This is a genomic window from Herbaspirillum sp. 1173 (assembly GCF_031455335.1).
Lineage (GTDB): Bacteria > Pseudomonadota > Gammaproteobacteria > Burkholderiales > Burkholderiaceae_D > Herbaspirillum > Herbaspirillum huttiense.
On record NZ_JAVDSP010000011.1, the window covers coordinates 44,187 to 69,356 of the forward strand.

The 25,170-nt window shown below is 62.2% G+C and carries 22 protein-coding genes; 7 read left to right on the forward strand and 15 right to left on the reverse strand.

The window, feature by feature from the left end:
- The first annotated feature begins 193 nt into the window (after nucleotides 1-193).
- Nucleotides 194-1,825 (forward strand): GMC family oxidoreductase, encoded by a 1,632-nt coding sequence (locus J2X56_RS24155; protein ID WP_134137690.1) that lies wholly within the window; start codon nucleotides 194-196, stop codon nucleotides 1,823-1,825.
- A 33-nt stretch (nucleotides 1,826-1,858) separates the two neighbouring features.
- Nucleotides 1,859-3,277: a coniferyl aldehyde dehydrogenase gene (locus tag J2X56_RS24160; RefSeq protein WP_134137689.1), complete on the forward strand. Its 1,419-nt coding sequence runs from the start codon at nucleotides 1,859-1,861 to the stop codon at nucleotides 3,275-3,277.
- A 6-nt stretch (nucleotides 3,278-3,283) separates the two neighbouring features.
- On the opposite strand, the gene J2X56_RS24165 is transcribed toward J2X56_RS24160, so the two are convergent.
- Nucleotides 3,284-3,931 (reverse strand): Fic family protein, encoded by a 648-nt coding sequence (locus J2X56_RS24165; protein ID WP_310163383.1) that lies wholly within the window; start codon nucleotides 3,929-3,931, stop codon nucleotides 3,284-3,286.
- Between the two features lie 495 nt (nucleotides 3,932-4,426).
- Here J2X56_RS24165 and J2X56_RS27060 point away from each other — a divergent pair, with 495 nt between their 5' ends.
- Nucleotides 4,427-4,924, forward strand: coding sequence for a biosynthetic peptidoglycan transglycosylase (locus tag J2X56_RS27060; RefSeq protein WP_409025228.1), 498 nt, complete (start codon nucleotides 4,427-4,429; stop codon nucleotides 4,922-4,924).
- Here J2X56_RS27060 and J2X56_RS24170 read toward each other — a convergent pair.
- From J2X56_RS24170 to J2X56_RS24185, 4 genes are all read right to left on the reverse strand, one after another.
- Nucleotides 4,832-5,506 (reverse strand): hypothetical protein, encoded by a 675-nt coding sequence (locus tag J2X56_RS24170; protein WP_134137685.1) that lies wholly within the window; start codon nucleotides 5,504-5,506, stop codon nucleotides 4,832-4,834. The two genes, J2X56_RS27060 and J2X56_RS24170, sit on opposite strands and share 93 nt — an antisense overlap.
- Before the next feature lie 98 nt (nucleotides 5,507-5,604).
- On the reverse strand, nucleotides 5,605-6,597 hold the full coding sequence (lipA, locus tag J2X56_RS24175; RefSeq protein ID WP_008333855.1) for a lipoyl synthase: 993 nt from the start codon (nucleotides 6,595-6,597) through the stop codon (nucleotides 5,605-5,607).
- Nucleotides 6,598-6,637: 40 nt separating this feature from the next.
- Entirely contained in the window at nucleotides 6,638-7,330 is a 693-nt protein-coding gene (gene lipB, locus J2X56_RS24180; protein WP_134137683.1) for a lipoyl(octanoyl) transferase LipB, read from the reverse strand.
- A gap of 35 nt (nucleotides 7,331-7,365) precedes the next feature.
- Nucleotides 7,366-7,680 (reverse strand): DUF2917 domain-containing protein, encoded by a 315-nt coding sequence (locus J2X56_RS24185; protein WP_051057580.1) that lies wholly within the window; start codon nucleotides 7,678-7,680, stop codon nucleotides 7,366-7,368.
- 196 nt (nucleotides 7,681-7,876) lie between these two features.
- Between J2X56_RS24185 and gcvA the strand changes: the two genes are divergently transcribed.
- Nucleotides 7,877-8,827 carry a transcriptional regulator GcvA gene (gene gcvA / locus J2X56_RS24190; protein WP_134137682.1) on the forward strand — a complete coding sequence of 317 codons (951 nt, stop codon included), beginning with the start codon at nucleotides 7,877-7,879 and terminating at the stop codon, nucleotides 8,825-8,827.
- Between the two features lie 66 nt (nucleotides 8,828-8,893).
- Here the strand turns inward: gcvA and J2X56_RS24195 are convergent, their stop codons facing one another.
- From J2X56_RS24195 to J2X56_RS24205, 3 genes are all read right to left on the reverse strand, one after another.
- Nucleotides 8,894-9,175 (reverse strand): DUF493 family protein, encoded by a 282-nt coding sequence (locus J2X56_RS24195; protein WP_034335218.1) that lies wholly within the window; start codon nucleotides 9,173-9,175, stop codon nucleotides 8,894-8,896.
- Between the two features lie 181 nt (nucleotides 9,176-9,356).
- Nucleotides 9,357-10,205, reverse strand: a complete 849-nt coding sequence (locus tag J2X56_RS24200) for a D-amino acid aminotransferase (RefSeq protein WP_134137680.1) — start codon at nucleotides 10,203-10,205, stop codon at nucleotides 9,357-9,359.
- A 120-nt stretch (nucleotides 10,206-10,325) separates the two neighbouring features.
- Nucleotides 10,326-12,101, reverse strand: a complete 1,776-nt coding sequence (locus J2X56_RS24205; protein ID WP_204726325.1) for an ABC transporter ATP-binding protein/permease — start codon at nucleotides 12,099-12,101, stop codon at nucleotides 10,326-10,328.
- A gap of 273 nt (nucleotides 12,102-12,374) precedes the next feature.
- Here J2X56_RS24205 and J2X56_RS24210 point away from each other — a divergent pair, with 273 nt between their 5' ends.
- Nucleotides 12,375-14,072, forward strand: coding sequence for a methyl-accepting chemotaxis protein (locus tag J2X56_RS24210; protein WP_121037427.1), 1,698 nt, complete (start codon nucleotides 12,375-12,377; stop codon nucleotides 14,070-14,072).
- A gap of 72 nt (nucleotides 14,073-14,144) precedes the next feature.
- Here the strand turns inward: J2X56_RS24210 and J2X56_RS24215 are convergent, their stop codons facing one another.
- Nucleotides 14,145-14,801 (reverse strand): HD domain-containing protein, encoded by a 657-nt coding sequence (locus tag J2X56_RS24215; protein WP_134137676.1) that lies wholly within the window; start codon nucleotides 14,799-14,801, stop codon nucleotides 14,145-14,147.
- A gap of 371 nt (nucleotides 14,802-15,172) precedes the next feature.
- On the opposite strand from J2X56_RS24215, the gene J2X56_RS24220 reads away from it, so the two are divergent.
- The gene (locus tag J2X56_RS24220) at nucleotides 15,173-17,029 is read left to right on the forward strand and encodes an ABC transporter ATP-binding protein (RefSeq protein ID WP_310163398.1); all 1,857 of its coding nucleotides are present in this window, start codon (nucleotides 15,173-15,175) and stop codon (nucleotides 17,027-17,029) included.
- 122 nt (nucleotides 17,030-17,151) lie between these two features.
- Here J2X56_RS24220 and bglX read toward each other — a convergent pair whose 3' ends face one another.
- Nucleotides 17,152-19,506 carry a beta-glucosidase BglX gene (bglX, locus tag J2X56_RS24225; protein ID WP_310163400.1) on the reverse strand — a complete coding sequence of 785 codons (2,355 nt, stop codon included), beginning with the start codon at nucleotides 19,504-19,506 and terminating at the stop codon, nucleotides 17,152-17,154.
- A 259-nt stretch (nucleotides 19,507-19,765) separates the two neighbouring features.
- Between bglX and J2X56_RS24230 the strand changes: the two genes are divergently transcribed.
- Nucleotides 19,766-21,322, forward strand: a complete 1,557-nt coding sequence (locus tag J2X56_RS24230) for a glucan biosynthesis protein G (protein WP_310163560.1) — start codon at nucleotides 19,766-19,768, stop codon at nucleotides 21,320-21,322.
- 88 nt (nucleotides 21,323-21,410) lie between these two features.
- Here the strand turns inward: J2X56_RS24230 and J2X56_RS24235 are convergent, their stop codons facing one another.
- The 5 genes from J2X56_RS24235 to rsmG all read right to left on the reverse strand — a co-directional run bounded on the left by J2X56_RS24235 (nucleotide 21,411) and on the right by rsmG (nucleotide 25,153).
- The gene (locus J2X56_RS24235; protein ID WP_034335237.1) at nucleotides 21,411-22,322 is read right to left on the reverse strand and encodes a ParB/RepB/Spo0J family partition protein; all 912 of its coding nucleotides are present in this window, start codon (nucleotides 22,320-22,322) and stop codon (nucleotides 21,411-21,413) included.
- Between the two features lie 124 nt (nucleotides 22,323-22,446).
- Complete coding sequence (locus J2X56_RS24240; RefSeq protein ID WP_039789186.1) at nucleotides 22,447-23,217, reverse strand: ParA family protein; 771 nt, start codon at nucleotides 23,215-23,217, stop codon at nucleotides 22,447-22,449.
- Nucleotides 23,218-23,237: 20 nt separating this feature from the next.
- Nucleotides 23,238-23,870, reverse strand: coding sequence for a leucine efflux protein LeuE (gene leuE, locus J2X56_RS24245; RefSeq protein WP_039789187.1), 633 nt, complete (start codon nucleotides 23,868-23,870; stop codon nucleotides 23,238-23,240).
- Between the two features lie 69 nt (nucleotides 23,871-23,939).
- Nucleotides 23,940-24,491 carry a lipocalin family protein gene (locus J2X56_RS24250; protein ID WP_121037416.1) on the reverse strand — a complete coding sequence of 184 codons (552 nt, stop codon included), beginning with the start codon at nucleotides 24,489-24,491 and terminating at the stop codon, nucleotides 23,940-23,942.
- The gene (rsmG, locus tag J2X56_RS24255; protein WP_121037413.1) at nucleotides 24,491-25,153 is read right to left on the reverse strand and encodes a 16S rRNA (guanine(527)-N(7))-methyltransferase RsmG; all 663 of its coding nucleotides are present in this window, start codon (nucleotides 25,151-25,153) and stop codon (nucleotides 24,491-24,493) included. Before rsmG ends, J2X56_RS24250 begins: the two co-directional genes overlap by 1 nt.
- Between the last annotated feature and the right edge of the window lie 17 nt (nucleotides 25,154-25,170).

Below are 25,170 nucleotides of genomic sequence, written 5' to 3' on the forward strand. Positions count from 1 at the left end.
ACCTTGCGCCCGGGTTTATTTCAGCGCGCGGGCCGCTCCGGTGAAGGCAATTGTCCAATTCGTGCAGGGAATTTGAACAGGCCGGGCCGGCCGCGTCATAATGCCAGCCAGTCCGGGACACACCGGACACGGCGTCAGCCCCAAGGGCGGCGCCCCCTTGAAAGCCGGTCAACGATAACAAAGGGAGACAACCGTGCTGTTCGATTACGTCATCGCCGGTGGCGGCTCGGCGGGTGCCACGCTGGCCGCCCGCCTGTCGGAAGATCCACGCGTCACGGTCTGCCTGCTGGAAGCCGGCGGCCAGGGCGACAGCCTTCTGGTGCGCACCCCGGCCGCCGTGGTGGCCATGCTGCCCGGCTACGGCAAGCTCAACAACTGGGCGCTGCAGACCACTCCCCAGGCGGGCCTGAACGGCCGCCGTGGCTACCAGCCGCGCGGCCGCGCCCTGGGCGGCTCTTCGGCCATCAACGCCATGCTCTACATCCGTGGCCAGCGCCAGGACTACGATGGCTGGGCCCAGGCTGGCTGCCCCGGCTGGGACTGGGAGTCGGTCCTGCCCTACTTCAAGCGCTCCGAGAACAATGTGCGCGGGGCCGATGCCTGGCACGGGGCCAGCGGCCCGTTGCAGGTCTCGGAACAGAATCGCCCGCGCCCGATCACGCGCGCCTTCATCGAAGCGGCGCAAGCACGCGGCTATCCGCTGTGCCAGGACTTCAATACCGGCGACAACGAAGGCGTGGGTCTGTACCAGGTCACGCAATTCCACACGTCCGATCATCGCGGCGAGCGCTGCTCGGCGGCGGCGGCCTACCTGCATCCTGTGATGGGGCAGCGGCCCAACCTGACCGTGCTGCGCCAGGTGCGCGCACAACGTGTCTTGTTCGAGGGCAAGCGTGCCGTGGGCGTGGCCTATCGCCAGCAGCAGCAAGAAGCGCAGGTGCGCGCCACGCGTGAAGTCATCATCGCCGCCGGGGCCTTTGGCTCGCCGCAATTGCTGCAACTGTCGGGGGTGGGCCGGCCCGAGGACATCCTGCCGCATGGCATCGCCCTGCATCACGCCCTGCCCGGCGTGGGCCAGAACCTGCAGGATCACCTCGATTTCACGCAAGGATGGACCACCCGCGACACCGACAACTTTGGCCTCGGCGTGGTCGGCGGCCTGCGCCTGCTGGGCCAGCTGCTGCCCTGGAAGCGCCATGGGGAGGGCCTCATCGCCACGCCCTTTGCGGAAGGCGCAGCCTTCCTCAAGACCCGTCCGGAGCTGGAGCGGCCGGATATCCAGCTGCATTTTTGCATCGCCATCGTGGATGACCATGCAAGAAAGCTGCATGCCGGTTATGGCTTCTCCCTGCACATGTGCATGCTGCGCCCGCATTCGCGCGGCCGCGTGGGGCTGCAATCGGCCGATCCCATGGCCGATCCGATGATCGATGCGGGCTATCTCTCCGACCCGCGCGACCTGGCCACCATGATCGCCGGGGCCCGCATCGCGCGCCAGATCGTCATGACCGAACCGCTGCGCCGCTATTGCCGGCGCGAACTGTTCGGCGGCCGCGAGGGCATGGATGACGCGGCCTGGGAAGCCATGATCCGCCAGCGTGCCGATACCATCTACCATCCGGTGGGCACTTGCCGCATGGGCGAGGATCAGATGGCGGTGGTCGATGCGCAATTGCGCGTGCATGGACTGCAGGGCCTGCGCGTGGTGGATGCGTCGGTCATGCCCACGCTGGTCAGCGGCAACACCAATGCACCCACCATCATGATTGCCGAGAAGGCAGCTGACATGATCCGCGCCAGCCAGGCGCATGCCGAGGCAGCCTGACACTGTTCGATGACACCATGCAAGGATGCATCAATGACTGATACCACCGCTGCAGAATTGCAGCAGCTCTTCATCGAGCAACAGCAGGCGTTTGCTGCCGACAGTGATCCCTCGCATGCAGTGCGCATGGACCGGCTGGCGCGCCTGCAGACCCTCATGGGCGAGCACGAAGCCGCCCTCATCGCCGCCATCGACGCCGACTTCGGGGGCCGCTCGCACCATGAGACACGGATGGCCGAACTGTTCGTTCTGCGCGCCGGAATCCGCCATGCGCAGTCGCACCTGAAACGCTGGATGCGTCCGCAACGCGTGGCCACTGCCCTGCACTTCCTGCCCGGCAGCAATCGCCTGCTGGCGCAGCCGCTGGGCGTGGTGGGCATCATCTCGCCATGGAATTACCCGCTGCAACTGGCGCTGGGCCCGGCGCTGGCGGCCCTGGCGGCGGGCAACCGGGTGCTGCTCAAACCCTCCGAACTCACGCCCCGGCTCTCGGCCCTGCTGGCCGAGCTGGTCGCGCGTTACTACGCCCCGGAGGAAATGGCCGTGGTCACCGGGGACGCCGGCATCGGACAGGCGTTTGCATCGCTGCCGTTCGATCACCTGTTCTTTACCGGATCGACCCAGGTCGGGCGCCAGATCGCGCAACTGGCGGCGGCCAATCTCACACCCGTCACGCTGGAACTGGGCGGCAAGTCGCCTGCCATTCTCGATGCCTCGTGCCGCTTGCCGGCCAGTCTGCAGCGCATCGCCTTCGGCAAGCTGCTCAATGCCGGGCAGACCTGCGTGGCACCGGACTATCTGCTGGTACCGCGCGGACAAGCGGCCGGGGTGGCGCAACAACTGACCGAAGCGATGGGCCGTCTGTATCCGCGCCTGCATGACAACCCCGACTACACCGCCATCATCAGCCCGCGCCATCGGGCGCGATTGCAGGCGATGGTGGAAGAAGCGCGTGCGGCGGGTGCGCAGGTGATCGAGGTGAACCCGGCGGGAGAACAGCTGGGCCAGAGCCGCAAGCTCGCGCCCACGCTGATTCTGGGCGCGACTGCGTCGATGCGGGTGCTGCAGGAAGAGATCTTCGGGCCGGTGCTACCCATCCTCGAATACGAAACACCCGAGCAAGCCATCGCCCATGTGCGGCAAGGTCCGCGCCCGCTGGCGCTGTACTGGTTCGGCGAGGATGCGGCACGGCGCGAGCAGGTACTGCGGCAAACCCATGCGGGCGGCGTGACCATCAATGATTGCCTGTGGCACCTGGTGCAGGAGGAGCAGCCCTTTGGCGGCGTCGGCGAAAGCGGCATGGGCGCGTATCACGGACGCTGGGGTTTCGATACCTTCAGCAAGCGCAAGCCGGTGTTCCGGCAGGCGCGTTGGAACGGCGGGTCGCTCTTGCATCCGCCTTATGGAAACAAATTTGAATGGGTGATGGAGCTGATCAGGCGATTGAGCTGACGCGGCTCATCCGGGAGCAGGCAGCAGATCCAGATACAAGCGCAGCGAACGCTGCACGCTCTCGGCCACGAGGGTGGTGATGGCCGCATGGTCGCCGCTGACGCAGGCCTCATCAAGGGCGTCGTAATACGCCAGCCGGTCTTCCTTGCGGATGACCGCCGGGGGATAGCCGGATTTCATCAGTTCCAGGTTCAACAGCAGGCGGCCGCTGCGGCCATTGCCATCGATGAAGGGATGGATCTTCACGAAGCGCGTATGCAATTGCGCCGCACGTTCGACCGCATGCAGGCTGCCGGCCTGTTGATGCCACGCCAGCAAGGCGCGCATTTCATCGTTGAGATGCAGGAAATCCGGCGGAGTGGTGCTGGCACCGGCAATCACCACGCTCTCGCGGCGATAGCGGCCCGCCTCATCGGCATCGATCCCCTTGAGCACCAGACTGTGGATGTCCTTGATGTGCGCTTCGCTCAGGGGCTCGTGGCCGGCCACGACCTGCTCGACGAAGAGGATGGCATCACGGTGATTGATGGCCTCGAAGTGCTCGCGCAGCGACTTGCCGCCGACGGTGATGCCTTCCAGCACCACCTTGGTTTCGCGCAGGGCCAGTGTGTTGCCGCTTAATGCGTTGGAGTGGTAAATCCAATCAAGCGTCAACTTAGTTCGAACTGCTGCGGCAGTGTATCGTGGGATCAGGCTGGCGTTAGGTAGCTTCGCATATGAGGCATCAATTTTTAACAGTAAATCCAAAGATTTGTCCATTTGATGATTTACTCGTCCGGCGTGGTGAGAAAAGCAAATTGCTCTTTGCCTCCTCACTACTTCAATTGGAATAACATGAGAAAGATAGGATCACCTGATCAAGGTTGAAAATCCTAAGTTACAGGTAATCGATATAAACTCGAAATCCGATGATTAGCTAACTATATGCAATTTAAACTAATCAATCTCGGTTGAGCGCAACATATCCACAATCTAAATCTATTCAAACGGGGAGAATAGGGGATGAGCTTTATCGAAAATAAGCCCAGATGGCGCCTTTTTTCTTTACGAGATTTTTTGCTACGTGTACATACTGACCTCTTACAAATTGAGAGATCAGTCGATCGACTTAGCATCTACGGCACCGAGCAACTGTCAGCTGTCGAACAAATGGTGTTGATACTTGAGGACCGGCGCTTCTTTAAACACGGTGGAGTAGATCTAAAGTCCGTGTGCAGAGAAACGGTAAAAGCGTGCTTAGGAAGACGCCATGGTGGCGCTAGCACTATCGACATTCAGTTCGTACGGACAGTAACCGGCTACCGTGAGCGGACTATTAAAAGAAAAATCTATGAAATTTTTCTCGCCAGTCTCATACAAATCAGATACAGCAAAATAGTTATCCTGAGATCTTATTTGGGCTGTGCATTTCTTGGCTCACATTTGCGTGGAGTGCAGTCGGCATCCTTGAAGATGTTCAACAAACCAGCAGTGGACTTGAATCTCCAAGAGGCATCTACCATTGCAGCGATGCTCGTATATCCTCGTCCGCTTAGGCCTACAGATAACTGGAACTTAAGAATTCAACGTCGAGCGGATTATGGTCAGAGAATTTACATTTCGACTAAACAGCGCCTTGAAAAGAAACCAAGTAGAAAACCTGGTTAGATTTGCCTGAGTAAAAGTTATTTCTTCTCCCTCGTACAAAACCTTTTTGCGGTTAATAGCGAGATCCAATAAGCGCTTATTAAAATTCGTAGCATTAGCTTGAAGAACGATGGCTGACTTAAGCGCTGCGCGTGCCTCTTGGGCCAATCCCTCCTTACTTTCTAATCGCTTTTTTAGTAGTCGCGAGATTACGTCAGACAATTTTTTCATCGGATCCTGGATACTGCGCTCTAACATATTTGCTTCACCTTCGCTAATTAGAAGGGAAAGACGCACATAAAACGACGTGAGGCGAATATTCCAGCGCTTGATGATGTCGTCGTAGTCTAAAACCTTGGATTCGAATTTCTCGTCAGGATCTTCTGCAACAGACAAGAGAATTCTTTGACTCAGATAAATCCGTTCGCCGAGGAGCTGAGCGATCTCATCTATCAATTCTTTCAGCGCAGCATATTCTTTTTCGTTGCTATTGAAACGCTGTTGTGAGATCCAGTTACGGTTCTGCCAATGTTGCAGTAGGCGATTCCCGATTAACCCGCTGAGAATAAATCCCGCTACCACTGGTATTAATGAAGTGAACATAGCCTTATCGCATCTCTCGGATATTTGAGCACGACTGCTGCAGTGGTAAAACTGAGCACGCCGCTGGATCTAAACGGCGTGACTGTTCCTTAAGGAAATCAAACCAACCCGTGCGCCTGCTGATCCGCATGGTAGCTCGAGCGCACCATCGCGCCCACGGCGGCATGCACGAAGCCCATCTTGTAGGCCTCTTCCTCGTACATCTTGAAGGTGTCGGGGTGCACGTAGCGGCGCACCGGCAGGTGGTCGCCGCTGGGCATCAGGTACTGGCCGATGGTGAGCATGTCGACGTTGTGCGCGCGCATGTCGCGCATGACCTGCAGCACTTCCTCGTCGGTTTCGCCCAGGCCCACCATGATGCCGGACTTGGTCGGCACTTCCGGATGCAGGTCCTTGAAGCGCTTCAACAGGCTCAGCGAATATTCGTAATCCGAACCCGGACGCGCTTCCTTGTAGAGGCGCGGGGCGGTTTCGAGGTTGTGGTTCATCACATCCGGCGGGGCCATCTTGAGGATTTCCAGCGCACGGTCCATGCGGCCGCGGAAGTCCGGGGTCAGGATTTCGATGCGGGTCTCGGGCGACAATTCACGTACGCGCTGGATGCAGGCTGCGAAGTGCGCTGCACCGCCATCGCGCAGGTCGTCGCGGTCCACGCTGGTGATGACCACGTAGGACAGGCGCAACTGGGCGATGGTCTTGGCCAGGTTTTCCGGCTCGTTGGGGTCCAGCGGATCGGGGCGGCCGTGGCCGACGTCGCAGAAGGGGCAGCGGCGGGTGCACTTGTCGCCCATGATCATGAAGGTCGCGGTGCCCTTGCCGAAGCACTCGCCGATGTTGGGGCAGGAGGCTTCCTCACAGACCGTCACCAGGTTGTTGGCGCGCAGGATGTCCTTGATCTCGTAGAAACGCGTGGTGGGCGAACCGGCCTTGACGCGAATCCAGTCCGGCTTCTTCAGCTTTTCGGCGGCCACCACCTTGATCGGGATCCAGGCGGTCTTGCCGGCGCCCTTCTGCTTGTCCAGCGGATTGGCGCGCGCCGAGCCGGTGGCATTGGAGGAAGAATCTGCTGCGGGAGTGAGTTCGGTAGTCATGTCGGTCGTTCCGGCCCCGGGCGCACGCGGCGCGTGGGGCTCAAGCCATGCCCGCGAAGCGGGCGATCAGTTGGTCGGCAAGCAAGTCCTGGACAGCGTCCAGCCGGGCATCGGCAGCCCCGAGGGTCTGCATGTCCACGGTGGCCAGGCCTTCATAGCCGCAGGGGTTGATCCAGGAAAACGGTGCCAGGTCCATCGCCACATTGAGCGAGACACCATGGTAAGTGCAGCCGTTGCCCCGTATCTTCAAGCCCAGCGCGGCCACCTTGGCGCCCTGCCAGGGGCCGTCGGCGGCGTAGATGCCGGGCGCCCCCTCCTTGCGTACACCGGCCAGATTATACGCCGCCAGCGTGGCGATCACCGCCTCTTCGATGTTGTGCACGAATTCGCGGGCGAACAGGCGCGCCCCGCTGCGGTTGCGGCGCAGGTCCATCAACAGGTAGATCACCACCTGGCCAGGGCCGTGGTAAGTGACCTCGCCGCCACGGTCGGTCTGGACAATCGGGATGTCGTGCGGATTCAACACATGGGCTCGGTCGGCACCCAAGCCCAGCGTGTAGACAGGGGGATGCTCGACGATCCAGAGCTGGTCGGGGGTATCGGCGGTGCGCGCATCGGTGTAGGCGCGCATGGCGGCGAAGCTGGCCTCGTAGGGCTCGACGCCGCGCCGGACGATCTCGGGCCGGCGGGCGCCAGCCATGGGCGTGCTGGCGGTGGGCAGTGCGGTTTGCATGCCCGCCAGTGTAGCGAAATTCGTCTTTGCCCGTATCAGAACCAGCGGATCAGGCCGTGCGGCAAGAGCTTGGCAATACGGATCGGATCGTCACCGCACCCCTTGGGAGGCAAGGGCGTGACCGTGAACTCGGCCGCGCCGTTGACCGCTTCGAAGATGGCGTCGCCGCGCCCGTGATAGTCGAAGCAGCGGCCGGGCTGGAGCCAGATGTCGTCGCGGCAGCCGGCAATGGTCAGCCACACCAGTCCGGAGGTCACGCGGATGCGCACGCCGCCCTGCAGGCGGCGGGTCTGTACCTGGCCTTGCTGCAACTGGCCGGGAAGGCTGGGATCTGTGAATGAAATTGTCATGGCGCTGGCTCCTGTGCTCGACTGTCTGATTCGCCAGGCAAGCCGCGTCCCTGCCGCGATGCCCGGGAGGGTGCGACTGCAAGGGGGAAGATGCCTGGAGTGATGCGTGATGAGTCATCATTGTAGGAAAGCCCGCAAGCGCAGCAAAACGATATATATTGCTCGTCCTTGCTAATTTAATTCACAAGGAGCCGTCATGGCCGATTTGCGCAAGCTCCCCAACCTGGCCGCCCTGCGCGCCTTTGATGCGGCCGCCCGCCATGGCTGCTTCTCGCGTGCGGCTGAAGAAGTGCACGTCACGCCGGGGGCGATCAGCCACCAGGTGCGCGCATTGGAGGAAGACCTGGGCCTGCAGCTGTTCCATCGCCATGGCAAGCGCATTTCCATCACCGAGACCGGCGAACGCTTCGCCGCCACCATCCGCAAGGCCCTGGGCGAGATCGCGCAAGCGGCCGACCACCTGCGCAGCCAGACGCGCCAGCAGCGGCTGGTGATCTCGGCCACGCCCTCCTTCGCTTCACGCTGGCTGGCGCCGCGCCTGTGGAAGTTCATCGATGTCCATCCGGAAATCGAGGTGGTGCTGCAATCGGGCAGCCATCTGGTCGACCTGCGGCTGGACGGGGTGGACATCGGCATCCGCTTTGGCCGGGGCCAGTACGCGGGCGTGGTCACCGAGAAACTGAGCGAGGACTACTACTACCCGGTGGCCGCGCCCGGCTATCGCGGCAAGCAGAACAAGAAGCTGGTGCGTCCCGCCGACCTGGTGCACTGCACCCTGCTGCGCATGGACACGCGCGAATCCTGGCAACCGTGGCTGACCCTGGCCGGGCTGGACCTGCCCGAGCCGCGCGGCACGCTGGTGGTGGAGGATTCTTCGCTGACGCTGCGCCACGCGGTGGAGGGCAAGGGGGTGGCGCTGTCACGCCATACGATTGCCTGGCAGGAGATCGCCAGCGGCACGCTGGTGCGGTTGTTCGACGTCGCGCAGCTGTGCGAGGAGGCGCACTACCTGGTGCACCTGCCGGAAGGGCTGGAGAAGCCGGGCGTGGCGGCCTTCAGGAAATGGATCGTGGAAGAGATGCGGCAATTCCAGGCGCAGTCGGAATGGCCGGGCAAGGTGCAGAAAACGTCAACCCGCAAGAAGTGATGTGCGCATGAAAAAACCGGCGCGCCTTGCGGGCTGCGCCGGTTTTCGCCAGGGGGATGGCGGACCTCAGAGCACGAACTTGACCATCTCGTGCGTGGAGAGCGCGCGATAGATGTTGTCGAGCTGGGTGCGGCTGGTGGCGCGCACGGTCAGGGTCAGCGACAGGTACTTGCCCTGAGTGGAGGGACGCATCTCGACCTTGCCCGCGTGAAACTCGGGGTCATGCTCGGTGACCATGGCGACGATGGTCTCGGCGAAGGCGTCATGGGTGATCCCGACCACCTTGATGGGGAAGTCGCTGGGATACTCGATCAGGGATTCTTCAGGGGAAATAGTGGGCATAGTCATGGCAAACCGCCTTGGCGTTGTCCGCCTGGCGCTCCGGTTTCAATGCTCCCAGATGGGGATGAACAAGCCGGGTTCAAGCGGAGGTGTTGGGTGGGGAATGCCTGCATTCTACGCCATGCGGGCGGGGCGGCGTGCAGAAAACCGCAGCGCCACCCGCTGGTCATGACAAGCTGCAAATGTCTTACAGGCGCGCCTTGGCCGCCTGATACGCCGCATACACCTTGGCAAACACCGGCCCCGGCTGGCCGCTGCCGACCGGCTGGCCATCGAGTGTGACCACCGGCAGCACTTCCTTGCTGGCCGAGGAAATCATGAGTTCATCAGCCGCCAGCACTTCCTCACGCGTGATGCGGCGCGACTCCAGCACGATGCCCTGCTCTGCGCACAGCTCTTCCATCAGGCCATAGCGGATGCCTTCCAGGATCAGGTTGTCCTTGGGCGGCGCGGAAATCTTGCCATCCTTGACCACCCACACGTTGGAAGACGACGCCTCCGACAGATAGCCATCGCGGAACTGGATCGCTTCGGTCACCTGATGCTCGGCCGCAAATTGCGCCGCCAGCACATTGCCCAGCAGCGACGTCGACTTGATCTGGCAGTTCAGCCAGCGGCGGTCTTCCATGCTCACGCAGGCCACGCCCTTCTCGATGGATGCAGCCGGCGGCAACGCCATCGGATTGGTCATGATCAGCACCGTCGGCACCACCTCCTTGGGGAAGGCATGCACCCGCTTGGCCACGCCACGGGTGACCTGCAGGTAGATCATCTGGTCGTCCAAACCGTTGGCCTCGACCACCTGGTCGATGAGGGCATTCCAGCCGGCTTCGTCATGCGGATTCGGAATACCGATGCTGTCGAGGCTGCGGAACAGCCGCGCCAGGTGTTGCTGGCCACGGAACGCCTTGCGGCGATACATGGGGATCACCTCATAGATGCCATCGCCAAAGATGAAGCCGCGGTCCAGCACCGGCACGCGGGCTTCAGAGAGGGGCGTGAGTTCGCCGTTGAGGTAGACGATGGGATCGTTCATGATGGGCTTTCCGGTAATCGAGAGTGATCGGGTGAAGGCGGCAACCGTGCCGCGATGAATCCATTCTGTCACGCGGCTTCCGGCGTCCCCATGCAAAAACGGTATAACGTCCCCCTGCCCTCACGCCGCAATCGGCAGCGCCTCCACACGATGTCCGGCATCCTCGCCGGCGGCGGGCGGCACGAATTTCCAGCGCACGTCATGGAAGCGCGCCAGCGTCTCGCGGTGGGCGATGCTGATCACGGTCACGCCCGGCAGCTCGCGCGGCAAGGCGGCATAGAGTGCTTCCTCGGTCTCGCCATCCATGGCGCTGCTGGCCTCGTCCAGGAACACCAGGCGCGGACGGTTCAGGAACACCCGCACGAACGCCAGCCGCTGCTGCTCGCCCGGTGACAGCGCCTGGCTCCAGTTGGCTGCCACGTCCAGCCGCGATGCAAGATGCGCAAGACGGCACAAACCCAAGTAACGCGTAATGAGCGCATCCTCGAAACTGCCCTCGGCAGCCGGATAGGAGAGCGCTGCACGCAGCGTGCCGATGGGCAGGTAGCTGCGCTGGGGCAGGAACATCGCGGGCGCATCCTGCGGCAGCGCGATGCGGCCCTCGCCGTAAGGCCAGATGTCGGCCATGGCGCGGATCAGGGTCGACTTGCCGCAACCGGAAGGACCGCTGATGAGCACGTGCTCGCCCGACTCCACGCGTGCATCCAGGCGGCGCAGCATGAGGCTGCCATCGGGGAAGGACAGCTGCACGCCCTCCAGCGTCACCGCACTGCCGCCATGCTGCGTGACGGCCAGCGTGCGCGGCATGCCGGCAGCGCGTTCGACATCCGCGTGGAAGCCCGCCAGCCGGTTGATGGAAGCCTTCCAGCTGGCCAGCGTGGTGAAGGCATTGATGAACCACGACAGCGCATCCTGCACCTGCCCGAAGGCATCGCTGATCTGCATCAGCACGCCCAGCGAAATGGCCCCGGAAAAATAGCGCGGTGCCGACACCAGCATGGGGAAGATCACCGCGAACTGCCCGTAGAAATTGACGGCCACGTTGAGCTTCTTGGTCAGCCGCATGATGTTCCACCAGTTCTCGCGGATGTCATCCAGCCGTGCGGTCAGCTGTGCGCGTTCCTGCGGCTCGCCGCGATACAGGGCCACGGCCTCGGCATGCTCGCGCACGCGGATCAGCCCGAAACGGAAATTGGCCTCGAAGCGTTCCTGGTTGAAGCTCAAACCCACCAGCGGACGGCCGATCCACCACACCACACCGGAGCCGATGGCGGCATAGGCGATCACGAACCAGACCATGTAGCCGGGAATGACCCACGATTGCCCCAGCGCCGTGAAGGACAGCGGTCCGCTCACCGACCACAGGATGTGGATGAAGGAGAACAGCGTCACGCTGCTGGAAATGAAACCCAGCACCAGCGACAGCGTATCGCTGGTCAGCGCATGCAGGTCCTCGGCAATGCGCTGGTCTGGGTTGTCGGAGAGGCGGCCCTCCTGTCCCTGCTCGATGCGGTAGTAGGCGCGATGCGCCAGCCAGCGGTCAAGGTAGCGCGTGCTCATCCAGTAGCGCCAGCGGATCTGCAGCGCCTGCTTCAGGTAGACGCTGTAGATGGCGATGGCCACGAAGACGAAGGCCAGCCCCGTGAACTGCCACAGCAGCGATTTGAACTGCGGATAGTCGCGTGACTGCAGCACGTTGTACATGTCGCGGTTCCAGGAATTGAGCCGCACGTTGATGTAGACCATGCCCAGGTTCAAGGCCAGGATGGCCAGCAGCAGGGCCCAGGCCTTCCACTTTTCTTCGGAAACCCAGAAGGGCTTGATGAGGCGCCATATCTCCGCGCGGGTGGCGCGATTGGCGTGGCTGGCCTGGCGAGCCGGTGTTTGTTCGGTCATGGCGAATCCTGTGGATGTTGTCCTCTTTGCTGCCCAGCTTGCCGCAAAAGACTTAACTCAGGCTTAAAGCTGCATCAGGAAGGCCCTGGAAAGCATTAAGGAGCGCTTAATGCTTTTGCAATTGAGCATTAACGGCTATGGAATGCATCGAAACAATCAATCCCGCGCGCCCGTGAACAAGGCTAGACTGCGGTCTTCGCCGATATTGCCGTGCATCAATGCTGCTCTTGGCAGCAGCGTGCATGGCCATCGGCCCCTCTTTCGGAGAATTCCATGCAGACCCTTCCCCCCAAGCGCCGCTCGCTCAGCGTGGCGGCCCAACTGGCACTGAGCTTTGCGCTGGTGCTGGCGATGATGCTGGTGCTGACGGTGGCCAGCATTTCCAAGGTCAATGCCATCGAAGGCAGCCTGGCCACCGTGAGCGAGGACAACAGCGTCAAGCAGCGCTATGCCATCAATTTCCGTGGCAGCGTGCACGACCGCGCCATTGCCCTGCGTGACCTGACGCTGGTGGGCGACGCCGAGGTCAAGGACGTGATTGCCCTGATCAACAAGCTCGATGCCGACTACCAGCAATCGGCCCGGCCGCTCGATACGGTCTTCTCCACCATGAAGGTCAATGCGGATGAACGTGCCAGCCTGGAACGCATCAAGGCGGTCGAAGCCCGCACCATGCCGCTGGCCGCCAAGGCCATCGCCCTGCGCACTGCCGGCGATGTCGACGGCGCGCGCCAGCTGCTGCTGACCCAGGTAAAACCGGCCTTCGTCGAATGGCTGGCCACCATCAATCACTTCATCGACCTGGAAGAACGCATGAGCCAGATCGAATCCGCCAAGGCCCGCAGCACCGCCCACGGCTTCCAGGCCTTCATCCTGGTGCTGCTGGGAGCCGCGCTGGTGGCCGGTGCCGTGCTGGCCACGCTGATCACCCGCAGCATCCGGGGTGCGCTGGGTGCGGAACCCGATGAGGTCAAGCAGCTGGCACTGGCGGTGGATCGCGGCGAGCTGTATCACGCCGCTGCCGCAACCCGTGGCGACGGCGGCAAGCGCCAGAGCATCATGGCGGCGCTCTCCGAGATGAGCGGCAACCTGCGCAATACCGTGACCCATGTGCGCGATGCCGCCACCGGCGTGGCCACCATCAGCGCCCAGATCGCCGCCGGCAACAGCGACCTCTCGGCGCGCACCGAAGACCAGGCCGCCTCGCTGGAAGAAACCGCCTCGGCCATGGAGCAGCTCACCGCCACCGTGAAGCAGAATGACGGCCACGCCCGCGAAGCCAATCAACTGGCCCGCAACGCCTCCGACATCGCCAAACAGGGCGGTGCCATCGTGGAAGAAGTGGTCGATACCATGGCGGCCATCAACAGCTCCTCGCGCAAGATCGTCGACATCATCGGCGTGATCGACAGCATCGCTTTCCAGACCAACATCCTGGCCCTGAATGCCGCCGTGGAAGCGGCCCGCGCCGGCGAACAGGGACGCGGCTTCGCGGTGGTGGCCACCGAAGTGCGCAACCTGGCCCAGCGCAGTGCCGCCGCCGCCAAGGAGATCAAGCAGTTGATCGATACCTCGGTCGGCAATGTGGACACCGGTACCCGCCTGGTGGAACGCGCTGGCGAGACCATGGAACAGATCGTGGCCAGCGTGCAGCAGGTCACCGATGTGATGGGCGAAATCTCGGCGGCCAGCCACGAGCAGAGCCTGGGCATCGAGGAAGTCAACAAGGCCATCGCGCTGATGGATCAGGTGACCCAGCACAATGCAGCGCTGGTGGAAGAAGCCACTGCCGCAGTGGCTACGCTGCAGGAGCAGGCCGTGAACCTGACGCGCGCAGTCGGTGTGTTCCAACTGGACGCGCCCGATGCAACCGGCGTGGTGGCAACCCCGGCACTCGCGCCCGTGCTCAACACCGTGCAGGTTCCGCTGCGCGTGGTGCCCAAGCTGGAAGTGGTGCGCAAGGCCGCGTGATCCAAAGCAGCAGTCAGCGTGATTCGTCGCACGGCGCAAGCAGGCTGACTACACAACGGGCGAGGCTCTACATTACAGCTCGCCCAGGAATTGCTCCACAAACCCGCGCATCTTCTCCTGACGCGCCTGCGCCATGGCGGCACCGGCAGCCGTCTGGAATCCTTCCTGCAAACGGAACAGCTTGGCCGGGAAATGATCCAGCGCATAGCGCGTATCCTGCAGCGGCCGTTGCTGCGCCTGCGGATCGAGCGCTTCATAGAGGCTCGATCCCATCCTCCCCGCTACATAGAAACAGCGCGCCACGCCGATGGCCCCGATGGCGTCCAGCCGGTCGGCATCCTGCACGATCTTCGCCTCCAGCGTCAGCGGCGTGATCTGCGCCGAATAGCTGTGGGCCTGTACGGCATGGGCCACGCGCTGTGCCTCCTCCTGCGTCCACCCCAGGGACAACAGGATCTCCTGCGCACGTTGGGCAGAGAGCGTGGACGCCTGGCTGCGCAGCGGTGAATTCTTCTCCACCCGCACGCAGTCATGCAGAATGACGGCCGCCAGCAGAATGCGCAGGTCGCCGCCCTCCTCGGCCTGCAGGCGGCGGGCGTTGTTCCATACGCGCAAGAGATGCGAGAGATCATGCGAGCCATCGCCGGCGTCATCCTCGACCTGCGGCAACAATTGCGCGGCCAGCGTGTCGAAGGGGCGGAAGGCGGCGGCAACCTGGGAAAGATTCATGATTCAAACAGATACAAGGGTGACAATTCATCAGTATCGCAGATCAATCGCAAGGGCCGGAAAACGCGGTCTGGTTTACCATTCCGATTTTCCGACAAGTGTTTTCCCAAGGCTCTGCTACACGCAAGCCAGTCGCATGTGAGATGATGCGGCTTCCATCAATTTCGCGGCCTGCCCCGGGATCACGATAGCGGCCCTGCTGCCGCAGCGATCTGCCCGCCGCGCATGAACGGCGTACCGCCACGCGCAATATTCCCTTCCGGTATGCCACAGTAACAACGCCCGACCGCGCCGCTACGCTGGTGGCTGCCTCGCTGGCAGTCTGCCTGTCGCACCGCCGTCGGCCCTGATCCGATTTTTGGAGTTCCCTGATGTTCAGCTGGTTTGAAAAACTGGTCCACCCCTACCCCGAGTCGCAGCCGATGCCGCCGCCGCGCGGCTTCATGCGCTTCATCTGGTTCTGTACCAAGGGCGTGCGGCCCTACATCGCCGCCATGACCTTGACGACGGCCATCATCGGCATCTTCGAGGCACTGCTCTTTGCTGCGCTCGGCCGCATCGTCGACTGGCTGTCCAAGATCGAGCCGGCGCAGCTGTGGGCGCAGGAAGGCCATACCCTGGTGTGGCTGGTGGTGATCCTGGCGGCCAGTCCGCTGCTGATCGCGCTGCAGACCATGTACAAGCACCAGACCCTGGCGGGCAATTTCCCCATGCTGCTGCGCTGGAATTTCCATCGCCTCATGTTGAGCCAGAGCATGAGTTTCTATCAGAACGAGTTCGCCGGACGTGTCGCCACCAAGGTCATGCAAAGCGCGCTGGCGGTGCGCGACTTCTGCATGATCGTGGGCGACATCCTGGTCTTCATCGCCATCTACTTCGCTACCCTGATCGGTGTGGTCGGCAGCTTCGACATGTGGATGCTGGCTCCCTTCTTCATCTGGCTGGCGGCCTTCGCGGTGGCGCTGCGCTACTTCGTGCCGCGCCTGTCGGCAGTGGCACGCAACCAGGCCGATGCGCGCTCGCTGATGACCGGGCGCATCACCGATGCCTATACCAACATCGCCACCGTGAAGCTGTTCTCGCATGCCGGGCGCGAGGCCGATTACGCCCGCAGCGCCATGCGCGAATTCCTCACCACGGTCAATCGCCAGATGCGTCTGGTGTCGGGCTTCGAGGTGGTCAATCACATCCTGAACATGGTGCTCATCATCGGTGCCACCGGGGTCTCGCTGTATCTCTGGACCCAGGGCAAGGTCGGTGTCGGTGCGGTGGCGGCCAGCACGGCGATGGCGCTGCGCCTGAACGGCATCGCGCACTGGATAATGTGGGAAATGTCGTCGCTGTTCGAACACGTGGGTACCGTGCAGGATGGCATCAACACCCTGGCGCGTGCGCACGAGGTCAAGGATGCGGCCGATGCCAAACCCATCAAGGTCAGCCAGGGCGAACTGCGCTTTGAGGGCGTCAGCTTCAGCTATGGCGGCTCGGCCCCGCGCCCGGTGGTGGACAAGCTGGACCTGGTGATTCGCCCCGGCGAAAAGATCGGCCTGGTGGGCCGCTCCGGTGCCGGCAAATCGACCATCGTCAACCTGCTGCTGCGCTTCTACGATATCGAGGGCGGCCGCATCACCATCGATGGCCAGGACATCGCCCATGTCACGCAGGACAGCCTGCGCGCGCAGATCGGCATGGTCACGCAGGATACTTCCCTGCTGCATCGCTCGGTGCGGGAGAACATCACCTATGGCCGTCCCGATGCCAGCGATGCCGAGATGATCCACGCCGCTGAACGGGCTGAGGCGCATGACTTCATCGGTACCCTGGCCGATGCCAAGGGCCGCACCGGTTACGATGCGCATGTGGGCGAGCGCGGCGTGAAGCTTTCCGGTGGCCAGCGCCAGCGTATCGCCATTGCCCGCGTGATGTTGAAGGATGCCCCCATCCTGCTGCTGGATGAAGCCACCAGTGCGCTCGATTCGGAAGTGGAAGCGGCCATCCAGACCTCGCTCTACAAGCTCATGGAAGGCAAGACCGTGGTGGCCATTGCGCACCGCCTCTCCACCATTGCGGCGATGGACAGGCTCATCGTGCTGGACCAGGGCCGTATCGTGGAGCAAGGCACGCACGCTGAATTGCTGGCCGCCGGTGGTTTGTATGCGCGCTTGTGGTCGCATCAGAGTGGCGGCTTCCTCGGTGAGGAGGAAGAGGATGCAGCCGTGATGGCGTGATGGCGTGATGCCGCAAAGGCGTAACGCCTGATTTTTATAAATGATTTAGATCATTTTTGGCTGCTGCAAAAAAAAAAATGGGCGCACTGTCGAGTGCGCCCATTTTTCTTTTCTGTCCGGCTTTATTGCAGATTGAACGATGCCGTTTTCACGTCCTTGGAGTCCAGCCCGATCTGCACCTGGAATTCGCCCGGCTCGGCCACGTATTCCAGCTTGGCGTTGTAGAAGGACAGCGCCTTGCGGTCGATGCTGAACTGCACCTCTTTCTCTTCACCCGGCTGCAGCATCACCTTGCGGAAATCCTTCAACTCCTTGACCGGACGCACCACTGACGCGGCCACATCGCGGATGTACAACTGCACTACAGTCGCACCCGCACGGCGGCCCGTGTTCTTCACCGTCACGCTGGCCTGCACCTTGCCATCCGCCGTCATGGTCGGCTGCGACAGGCGCACTTCGGAGAGCTTGAACTCGGTATAGCTCAGACCGTATCCGAACGGATACAGCGGGCCATTCGGCTCATCAAAGTACTGCGAGGTGTAGTTGCCCGGCTTGCCTTCGGTATAGGGGCGGCCCACGCGCGGATGGTTGTAGTAACTCGGGATCTGGCCAACCGAACGCGGGAAGGTGATGGGCAGCTTGCCGGAAGGATTGACGTCGCCGAAGAGCAGGTCGGCAATCGCATTGCCGCCCTCGGTGCCGGTGTACCAGGTTTCCAGAATCGCCGAGGCATTCTCGCGCGCCCAGTTCAGATCCAGCGGCCGGCCATTCATCAGCACCAGCACCAGCGGCTTGCCGGTGGCCTTCAATGCCTTGAGCAGATCCAGCTGGCTCTGCGGCAACGACAGCGAGGTGCGGCTCGAAGATTCATGCGACATGCCGCGCGATTCGCCCACGGCGGCCACGATCACCTCCGCATTGCGCGCCGCCTTGACGGCTTCATCGATCATGGACTTGGGGCTGCGCTTGTCCTGCACCACTTCCGGATCATCCCAGTTCAGGAAGTTGAGGTAATCGACGATGTGCTTGTCCTCGGTGATGTTGGCACCGCGTGCGTAGACCAGCTTGCCCTGCCCTCCCATCGCCGCCTGCAAACCTTGGCGCAGCGTGATGGTCTGCTTGTCCTTGCCGGCGGCGGACCAGCTGCCCAGCATGTCGATGTGCGAATCAGCCAGCGGGCCGACGAGCGCGATGCGTGCGTTCTTCTTCAGCGGCAGCGCAGCGTTGCGGTTCTCCAGCAGCACCATGGACTGCTGCGCCACTTCGCGCGCATCGCGGCGATGCAGGCGGCTGTCGGCATAGACGTCGGCCGGATCATCGGCCGCACGGCCGATGCGCACATACGGATCCTTGAACAGGCCCAGGTCGTACTTGGCCCCGAGGATGTCGCGCACGGCGTTGTCCAGTTCCTGCTGAGAGACCTTGCCCGAGCGCACCAGCTCCGGCAATTGCTTGATGTAGACCTGGTCGGCCATGCTCATGTCGGTGCCGGCCTTCATGGACAGGCGCGCGGCTTCGGCATCGTTCTGTGCCACGCCATGATTGACCAGTTCGGTGATGGCACCGTGGTCAGATACGGTCAGGCCCTTGAAGCCCCAATCCTTGCGCAACAGGTCCTGCAGCAGCCAGGTGTTGGAGGTGGCCGGTGCGCCGTTGATGGAATTGAGTGCCACCATGACGGCCCCCGCGCCTGCATCGATGGCGGCGCGATACGGCGGCAGGTAATCGTTGTACATGCGCTGCGGATCCATGTTGACGACGTTGTAGTCACGTCCGCCTTCGACCGCACCGTACAGCGCAAAATGCTTCACGCTGGCCATCACGCGGTTGGCGGCGATGGGCTTGGTGTCGCCCTGCAGGGCGCGTACCGAGACCTCGGCAATGCGCGAGACCAGGTAAGGATCTTCACCAAAGCCTTCAGACGTGCGGCCCCAGCGCGGATCGCGGCTGATGTCGACCATGGGTGCAAAGGTCATGTCGATGCTGTCGGCCGCGGCTTCCTCGGCGGAGATGCGCATGGCGCGTCCGACGATGTCCATGTCCCAGCTGGAGGCCAGCCCCAGGCCGATGGGGAAGGTGGTGCGGTGGCCATGGATGACGTCATAGGCGAAGAACATCGGGATCTTCAGCCGCGAGCGCATGGCGCCGTCCTGCAAAGGACGATTCTCGGGACGGGTCACGGAATTGAAGGTGCCACCCACGCGCCCGGCGGCCAGTTCCTCGGCCAGTTTCTTGGCGGGCATGTCAGGACCGATGCTGATCAGGCGCAACTGCCCGATCTTTTCTTCCAGCGTCATCTGGCGCAGCAGGTCGTCGATGAAGGCAGTCTTGTCGCCGAGCAAGGCGGGATTGGCTTGCGCGTGGGCGGCCGGGCCGGTGAGCGCGGCGCTGCAGGCCAGCGCGCACAGGGTCATGGCCAGGGCCAGGCGGGGACGGCGCGCGGACGCGGCTTGCCGCTCGGTAAGCTTGTGGGACACGGGTTTCCTCTCTCTTTTTTAAACTTTGGCGGCAGTCTGCCCTCTACTCTGTGACCTGCACAAGCGGGACAGCAGCCGGAGCGGCGGGAGCAATTATTGCTTGCGTTGTTTGATGCTTAGCCAGCCGGACGGTTCGCTATATTATTCTGTTTTGATGCCTGCGGGACACGCAGGCGCATGGCGGCGACCCGGGTTCCAACGTCCGCGCGCCGCTTCTTCATGGAGAAATGCATTGATCAGACATGGATTGAAATGGCCCCTGCTGCAGGGCCTGGTACTCGCGGCATCCCTGCTGACGGCCTCGGTACAGGCACAGAGCGCGCAGGGCTTCGACCTCAACCAGGCGGTGGTACGCGCGAAGGAACTGGCCGCCAAGCCCTATCAGAAACCGGTGAGCAATCTCTCGCCGACCTTCGCGGCGATGCAGTTCGCCGATTACATGAAGATCCAGCCCAAGAGCGAGAAGTTCGAATGGCGCGACCAAAAGACGCCCTTCAAGCTGGCCTTCTATCACCAGGGCATGCAATTCAATGCCCCCGTAGCCATCCACGAAATCATCGATGGCCGCGTGCAGGACGTGGGCTACAGCACCGACCGCTTCAACTTCGGTGACCTGGCGCTGGCCAAGGACAGCACGGCACACCTGGGCTATGCGGGCTTCCGCGTGGTCTATCCGCTCAATCGCGATGACAAGGAAGACGAGGTCATGAGCGTGCTGGGCGCGAGCTACTTCCGCGTGATCGGCAAGGGACAGGTGTACGGACTCTCGGCACGTGGACTGGCGATCGATACCGCCATGATGAGCGGCGAAGAATTCCCGCATTTCACCGAGTTCTGGATACAGCGTCCGGCCCCGGGCGAAAAGCAGCTGACCTTCTACGCGCTGCTGGATTCGCCGCGTGCGACCGGCGCCTACAAGTTCACGCTCACGCCCGGCAAGGATGCCCTGCTCGATGTGCAGGCCCGCGTGTTCCTGCGCGCCGAGGTGGGCCGTCTGGGCATTGCGCCGCTGACCAGCATGTTCCTGTTCGGACCGAACCAGCAATCCTCGCGCCGCAACTTCCGTCCGGCCATTCATGATTCCAATGGCCTGGCGATCCATACGGGCAATGGCGAGTGGCTGTGGCGTCCGCTGAACGATCCGCAGAACGTGGAAGTGAGTTCCTTCGAGGTCACCAATCCGCGCGGCTTTGGCCTCCTGCAGCGTGGCCGCGAATTCTCTTCCTATGAAGACCTGAAGGACCGCTACGACCTGCGTCCCTCGGCCTGGATCGAACCCAAGGGCGACTGGGGCAAGGGTGCCGTACAACTGGTTGAAATCCCGACCGCCGACGAGACCAATGACAACATCGTGGCCTACTGGGTGCCTGCGCAACAACCCGCACGCGGCACGCCGCTGGCTTATGACTATCGCATCCACTGGACCATGGATGAACCCGCCATCCTCAACAATGAAGTGGGCTGGGTGAAGCAGACCTTCCATACCGATGGCGAACTCACGCAAGCCAACCTGATCCGCGCCTTTGATGGCACCACGGCCTTGCTGGTGGACTTCACCGGTGGGCCGCTGGGTTCCCTGCCCGCAGGGACGGCGGTACAGCCGCAGGTGAATGTTTCCAACAATGGCGAACTGATCGATGCCCAGCTGCAGCCCAATCCGGCCATCAATGGCTGGCGCCTGACGCTGCGGGTGAAGATCCGCAACGTGGCGCAGGCAGTGGAATTGCGCGCAGCGCTCACCGCCAACGGCAAGCCCCTGACCGAGACCTGGAGCTATCAGCTGCCGCCGCGTTCGGATGTGCAGCGGACTTTCTGATGTCGCCGTAAATTATTTATATCAATCAAAAAAGGGGCTGTTCCGAATGGAGCAGCCCCTTTTGCTTTGATGCGCAAAGCCGATGCGATCAGCTCTCCACCGACTCCCCGCGCAGGCGCGCGATGACACCATCGAGCGCATCGAGGTCGTTGAAGTTGATGATCAACTGGCCCTTGTTGCGGGCACCGGTCTTGATGCTGACCTGGGTGGCCAGCAGGTCCGAGAGTTCTTCTTCCAGGCGCGCGATGTCGCGCGACTTGTCCTTGGCTTCGCGCGGCTTGGCGGCCTGCTCGGCGCTGGCGCGGGTGACCAGTTTCTCGGCATCGCGCACCGACATGCGCTTGGCCACGATCTGGTTGGCCAGCTGGATCTGGGTCGCGGAATCGACGGCCAGCAGCGCACGGGCATGGCCCATGTCGATGTCGCCGGCCATGAGCATGGTCTGCACCGGCTTGGCCAGGTTCAACAGGCGCAGCAGGTTGGAGACCGCACTGCGCGAACGTCCCACGGCCAGTGCCGCCTGCTCGTGCGTGAAGGCGAAATCGGTGATGAGGCGATGGATGCCCTGGGCTTCTTCCAGGGGATTCAAATCCTCGCGCTGCATGTTTTCGATCAGGGCCATGGCGGCCGTGGTCTGGTCGTCCACATTCTTGACCAGCACCGGCACCTCGGTCAGCCCGGCGATCTTGGCCGCGCGGAAGCGGCGTTCGCCGGCGATGATCTCGTAGGTATCTTTCCCGTTCTTCTGGCCGATGGCGCGGATCAGGATGGGCTGCAGCAAACCCTGTTCCTTGATCGAGGCCGCCAGTTCATTGAGCGCGCCTTCATCCATGCGGGTACGCGGCTGATACTTGCCGGCCTGCAGTTCGGTCACGGCCATCACCGTGGGCAGGCCCTGCGCAGCTTGCGCCTGGGCTTCTTCAGTGATGTCGGAGGAGCCGCCGAGAAGCGCGTCCAGTCCGCGTCCCAGACCCTTGGATTTTTTCGGTAGAGTTGCCATGCGATTGCCTGATGAAAACGATGCGTGATTACGGCGTTGGGAGGTGCTGCCATTGGAGCGTGAATTCAAGCGTCAATTCGCGTATGAATTCACGCCTGAATTCGCGCTGTGATCAGCGCCTGAATTACAGCGTCTTGATGCGTTCAACCATTTCCGCGCCGAAGGCGATGTAAGCCTGTGCGCCCTTGGACGAAGGATCGAAGGTCACCCCCGGCAAACCATACGAAGGCGCTTCAGCCAGTCGCACATTGCGCGGGATGACGGTCTTGAAGACCTTGTCGCCGAAGTGCTGTTCCAGCTGGTCCGAGACCTGCTGCGACAACGTCATGCGCGGATCGAACATCACGCGCAACAGGCCAATGACTTTCAGCTCCGGGTTCAGCTTGGCGTGCACCTTCTTGATGGTGTTGACCAGGTCCGACAAGCCTTCGAGCGCGTAGTACTCGCACTGCATCGGGATGATGACGCCATGCGCCGAGCACAGCCCGTTCAGGGTCAGCATCGACAGCGCAGGCGGGCAGTCGATGAGGATGAAGTCATAGTCCTCGGCGACGGCGGCGAAGGCGATCTTCAGGCGCGCTTCGCGCTGTTCCAGCTCCACCATTTCCACTTCGGCACCGGCCAGTTCGCGGTTGGCGGGCAGCACGTCGAAGCCGCCGGCTTCGGAACGCTTGCGCACGGCGCGGATGTCGGACATGCCCAGCAGCACTTCATAGATCGAGCCTTCCAGCGTCGACTTGTTGATCCCCGCCCCCATGGTGGCATTGCCCTGCGGATCGAGGTCGGCCAGCAATACGCGCTGGTTCAGTTGTGCCAGTCCAGCCGCGAGATTGACTGCGGTAGTGGTCTTGCCTACGCCACCTTTCTGGTTGGCGACACAAAATATTTTTGCCATAGTTCGTTCTTATGAGTGCGTTATTGCGTGGTCAACTTGATGCCGAAACCGATCAGGAACACGCCGGCTGCCCGTGAGGCCAGCTTGGCGATGGTGCGATTGCGGGCCATGCGGCGCGCGGCGGCATTGCCGACGATGACCAGCAAGCTGCCATACAGGAGGGTGCAGCTGCTGATGACTGCGCCCATCGTGAAGAAGGTCAACGCGCCTTGCTGCGTGGCCGGATCCAGGAACAGCGGGAAGAAGGCCATGTAGAACACGATGGCTTTCGGGTTGAACAAGGTGACCAAAAAGCCGCGCCGGAAATCTGCGGCATTGGAAAAGGGTACGACTGTACCACCGCCCTCGCCTCTTGCAAACAGGAGACGTCCGCCCAGGTAGGCCAGATAGGCCGCGCCCAGGTATTGCAGGCCATGGAACAGCAAGGGATTGGCATGCAGCAAAGCGGCCACGCCGGCTGCAGCCAGGAACATCAGCACGATGTCGCCCAGCATGAGACCCGCCTGCGCCATGAAGCCGCCGCGCAAGCCGCCCTTGGCCGCGCAGGTGAGCACGCAGAAGGTACCGGGACCAGGCAGGAGCAGGAACACCATGGTGGCCGCAATCAATTGCCAGATGTCGGTGATGCCGAGGGAATGAAAGATCGCCTGCATGGTGGGTCTCCTTGAATGTGAGCGGCCCGGGTTGCTGCCCGGGCCGCTGGCCTGATGTGAGGTACCGTGTTACGGCTTGCTCTTGACCACCCGCGCGGTATCGAACCCTTGCTTGGTGGCGTTGTTGAGTGCGTTCTCGTATTGCTCGTCACTGATGGTGGGCGTGCGCGAGAGGATCCACAGGTATTCGCGCGAGGGGCTGCCCACGGTGGCCAGGGTGTATTGATCGTCCAGGTCCATGATCCAGTAGTCACCCCACACCATCGGGATCCAGGACAGCCAGGCCGGCGCAAAGCGCACTTCCAGCTTGCTGTTGTTGCTGCCCGGGACCACCCGCGCCACGCCCTTGGCTTCCTCCGTGCCATCGGCCGTCTTGCAGCGGTTGACGACATCGATCATGCCATCATCGCGCGCGGAATACTCTGCGCTGGTGCCGGAAATGCATTTTTTCTGGAAGCTGTTGGGAATCTTGGCGATTTCGTACCACTTGCCGGCGTAACGCTTCAGGTCCACCGAAGGGACCGTCTTGACCTCCTGAGCAGAGGCGGATGCCATGCCCAGGCCGCCATAGGCTGCCATCGAGACCATGGTGGCCACCAGGGCCAGTTTAAGTTTGTTCATCAGGTCGTTCTTTCCATGAAGATGAGATGCCGTTCGGCATCCAGGCCCGGTACCTGCAGGGGCTGCACTTGCTGCACCTTCCACCCCGCCGGCAACCGGTCGATTTCCTCTTGCGGCAGCACGCCCTTGAGCGCGATGTACTTGCCACCTTGTTGCAGGAGGTGGTTCGACCATGTGACGAAGTCCTTCAGTTCCGCAAAAGCACGTGAAGTGATGACATCGTATTGTTGCTCGACAGGCAACTGCTCGACCCGCGCATGCAGCACCGTCACATTGCCCAGATGCAATTGGGCCTTCACCTGATTGAGGAAAGCGGTTTTCTTCGAAACCGTATCGACCAGGGTAATCTGCATCTGCGGCTGCGCCTCGGCCGCCCAGATGGCCAGCACGATGCCCGGCAGGCCGCCACCGGCACCCACATCCAGCACACGCTGCGCACCGGCGAAGGCCGACACCGCCGAGAGCGAATCCAGCAAGTGGTGCGTCACCATCTGCGCCGGATCACGCAAGGCCGTCAGGTTGTAGACCTTGTTCCACTTGGCCAGCAGAGCCTGGTATGCCATCAGCTTGTCGATCTGGGCAGCGGAGAGCGCCAGGCCCATGGCCTGGGCGCCTTCCTTCAGGGTGCGGGTCAGATTGTTCAGGTCTGCAGTGTTGCTCATCCGTGATGCCTTGGTAT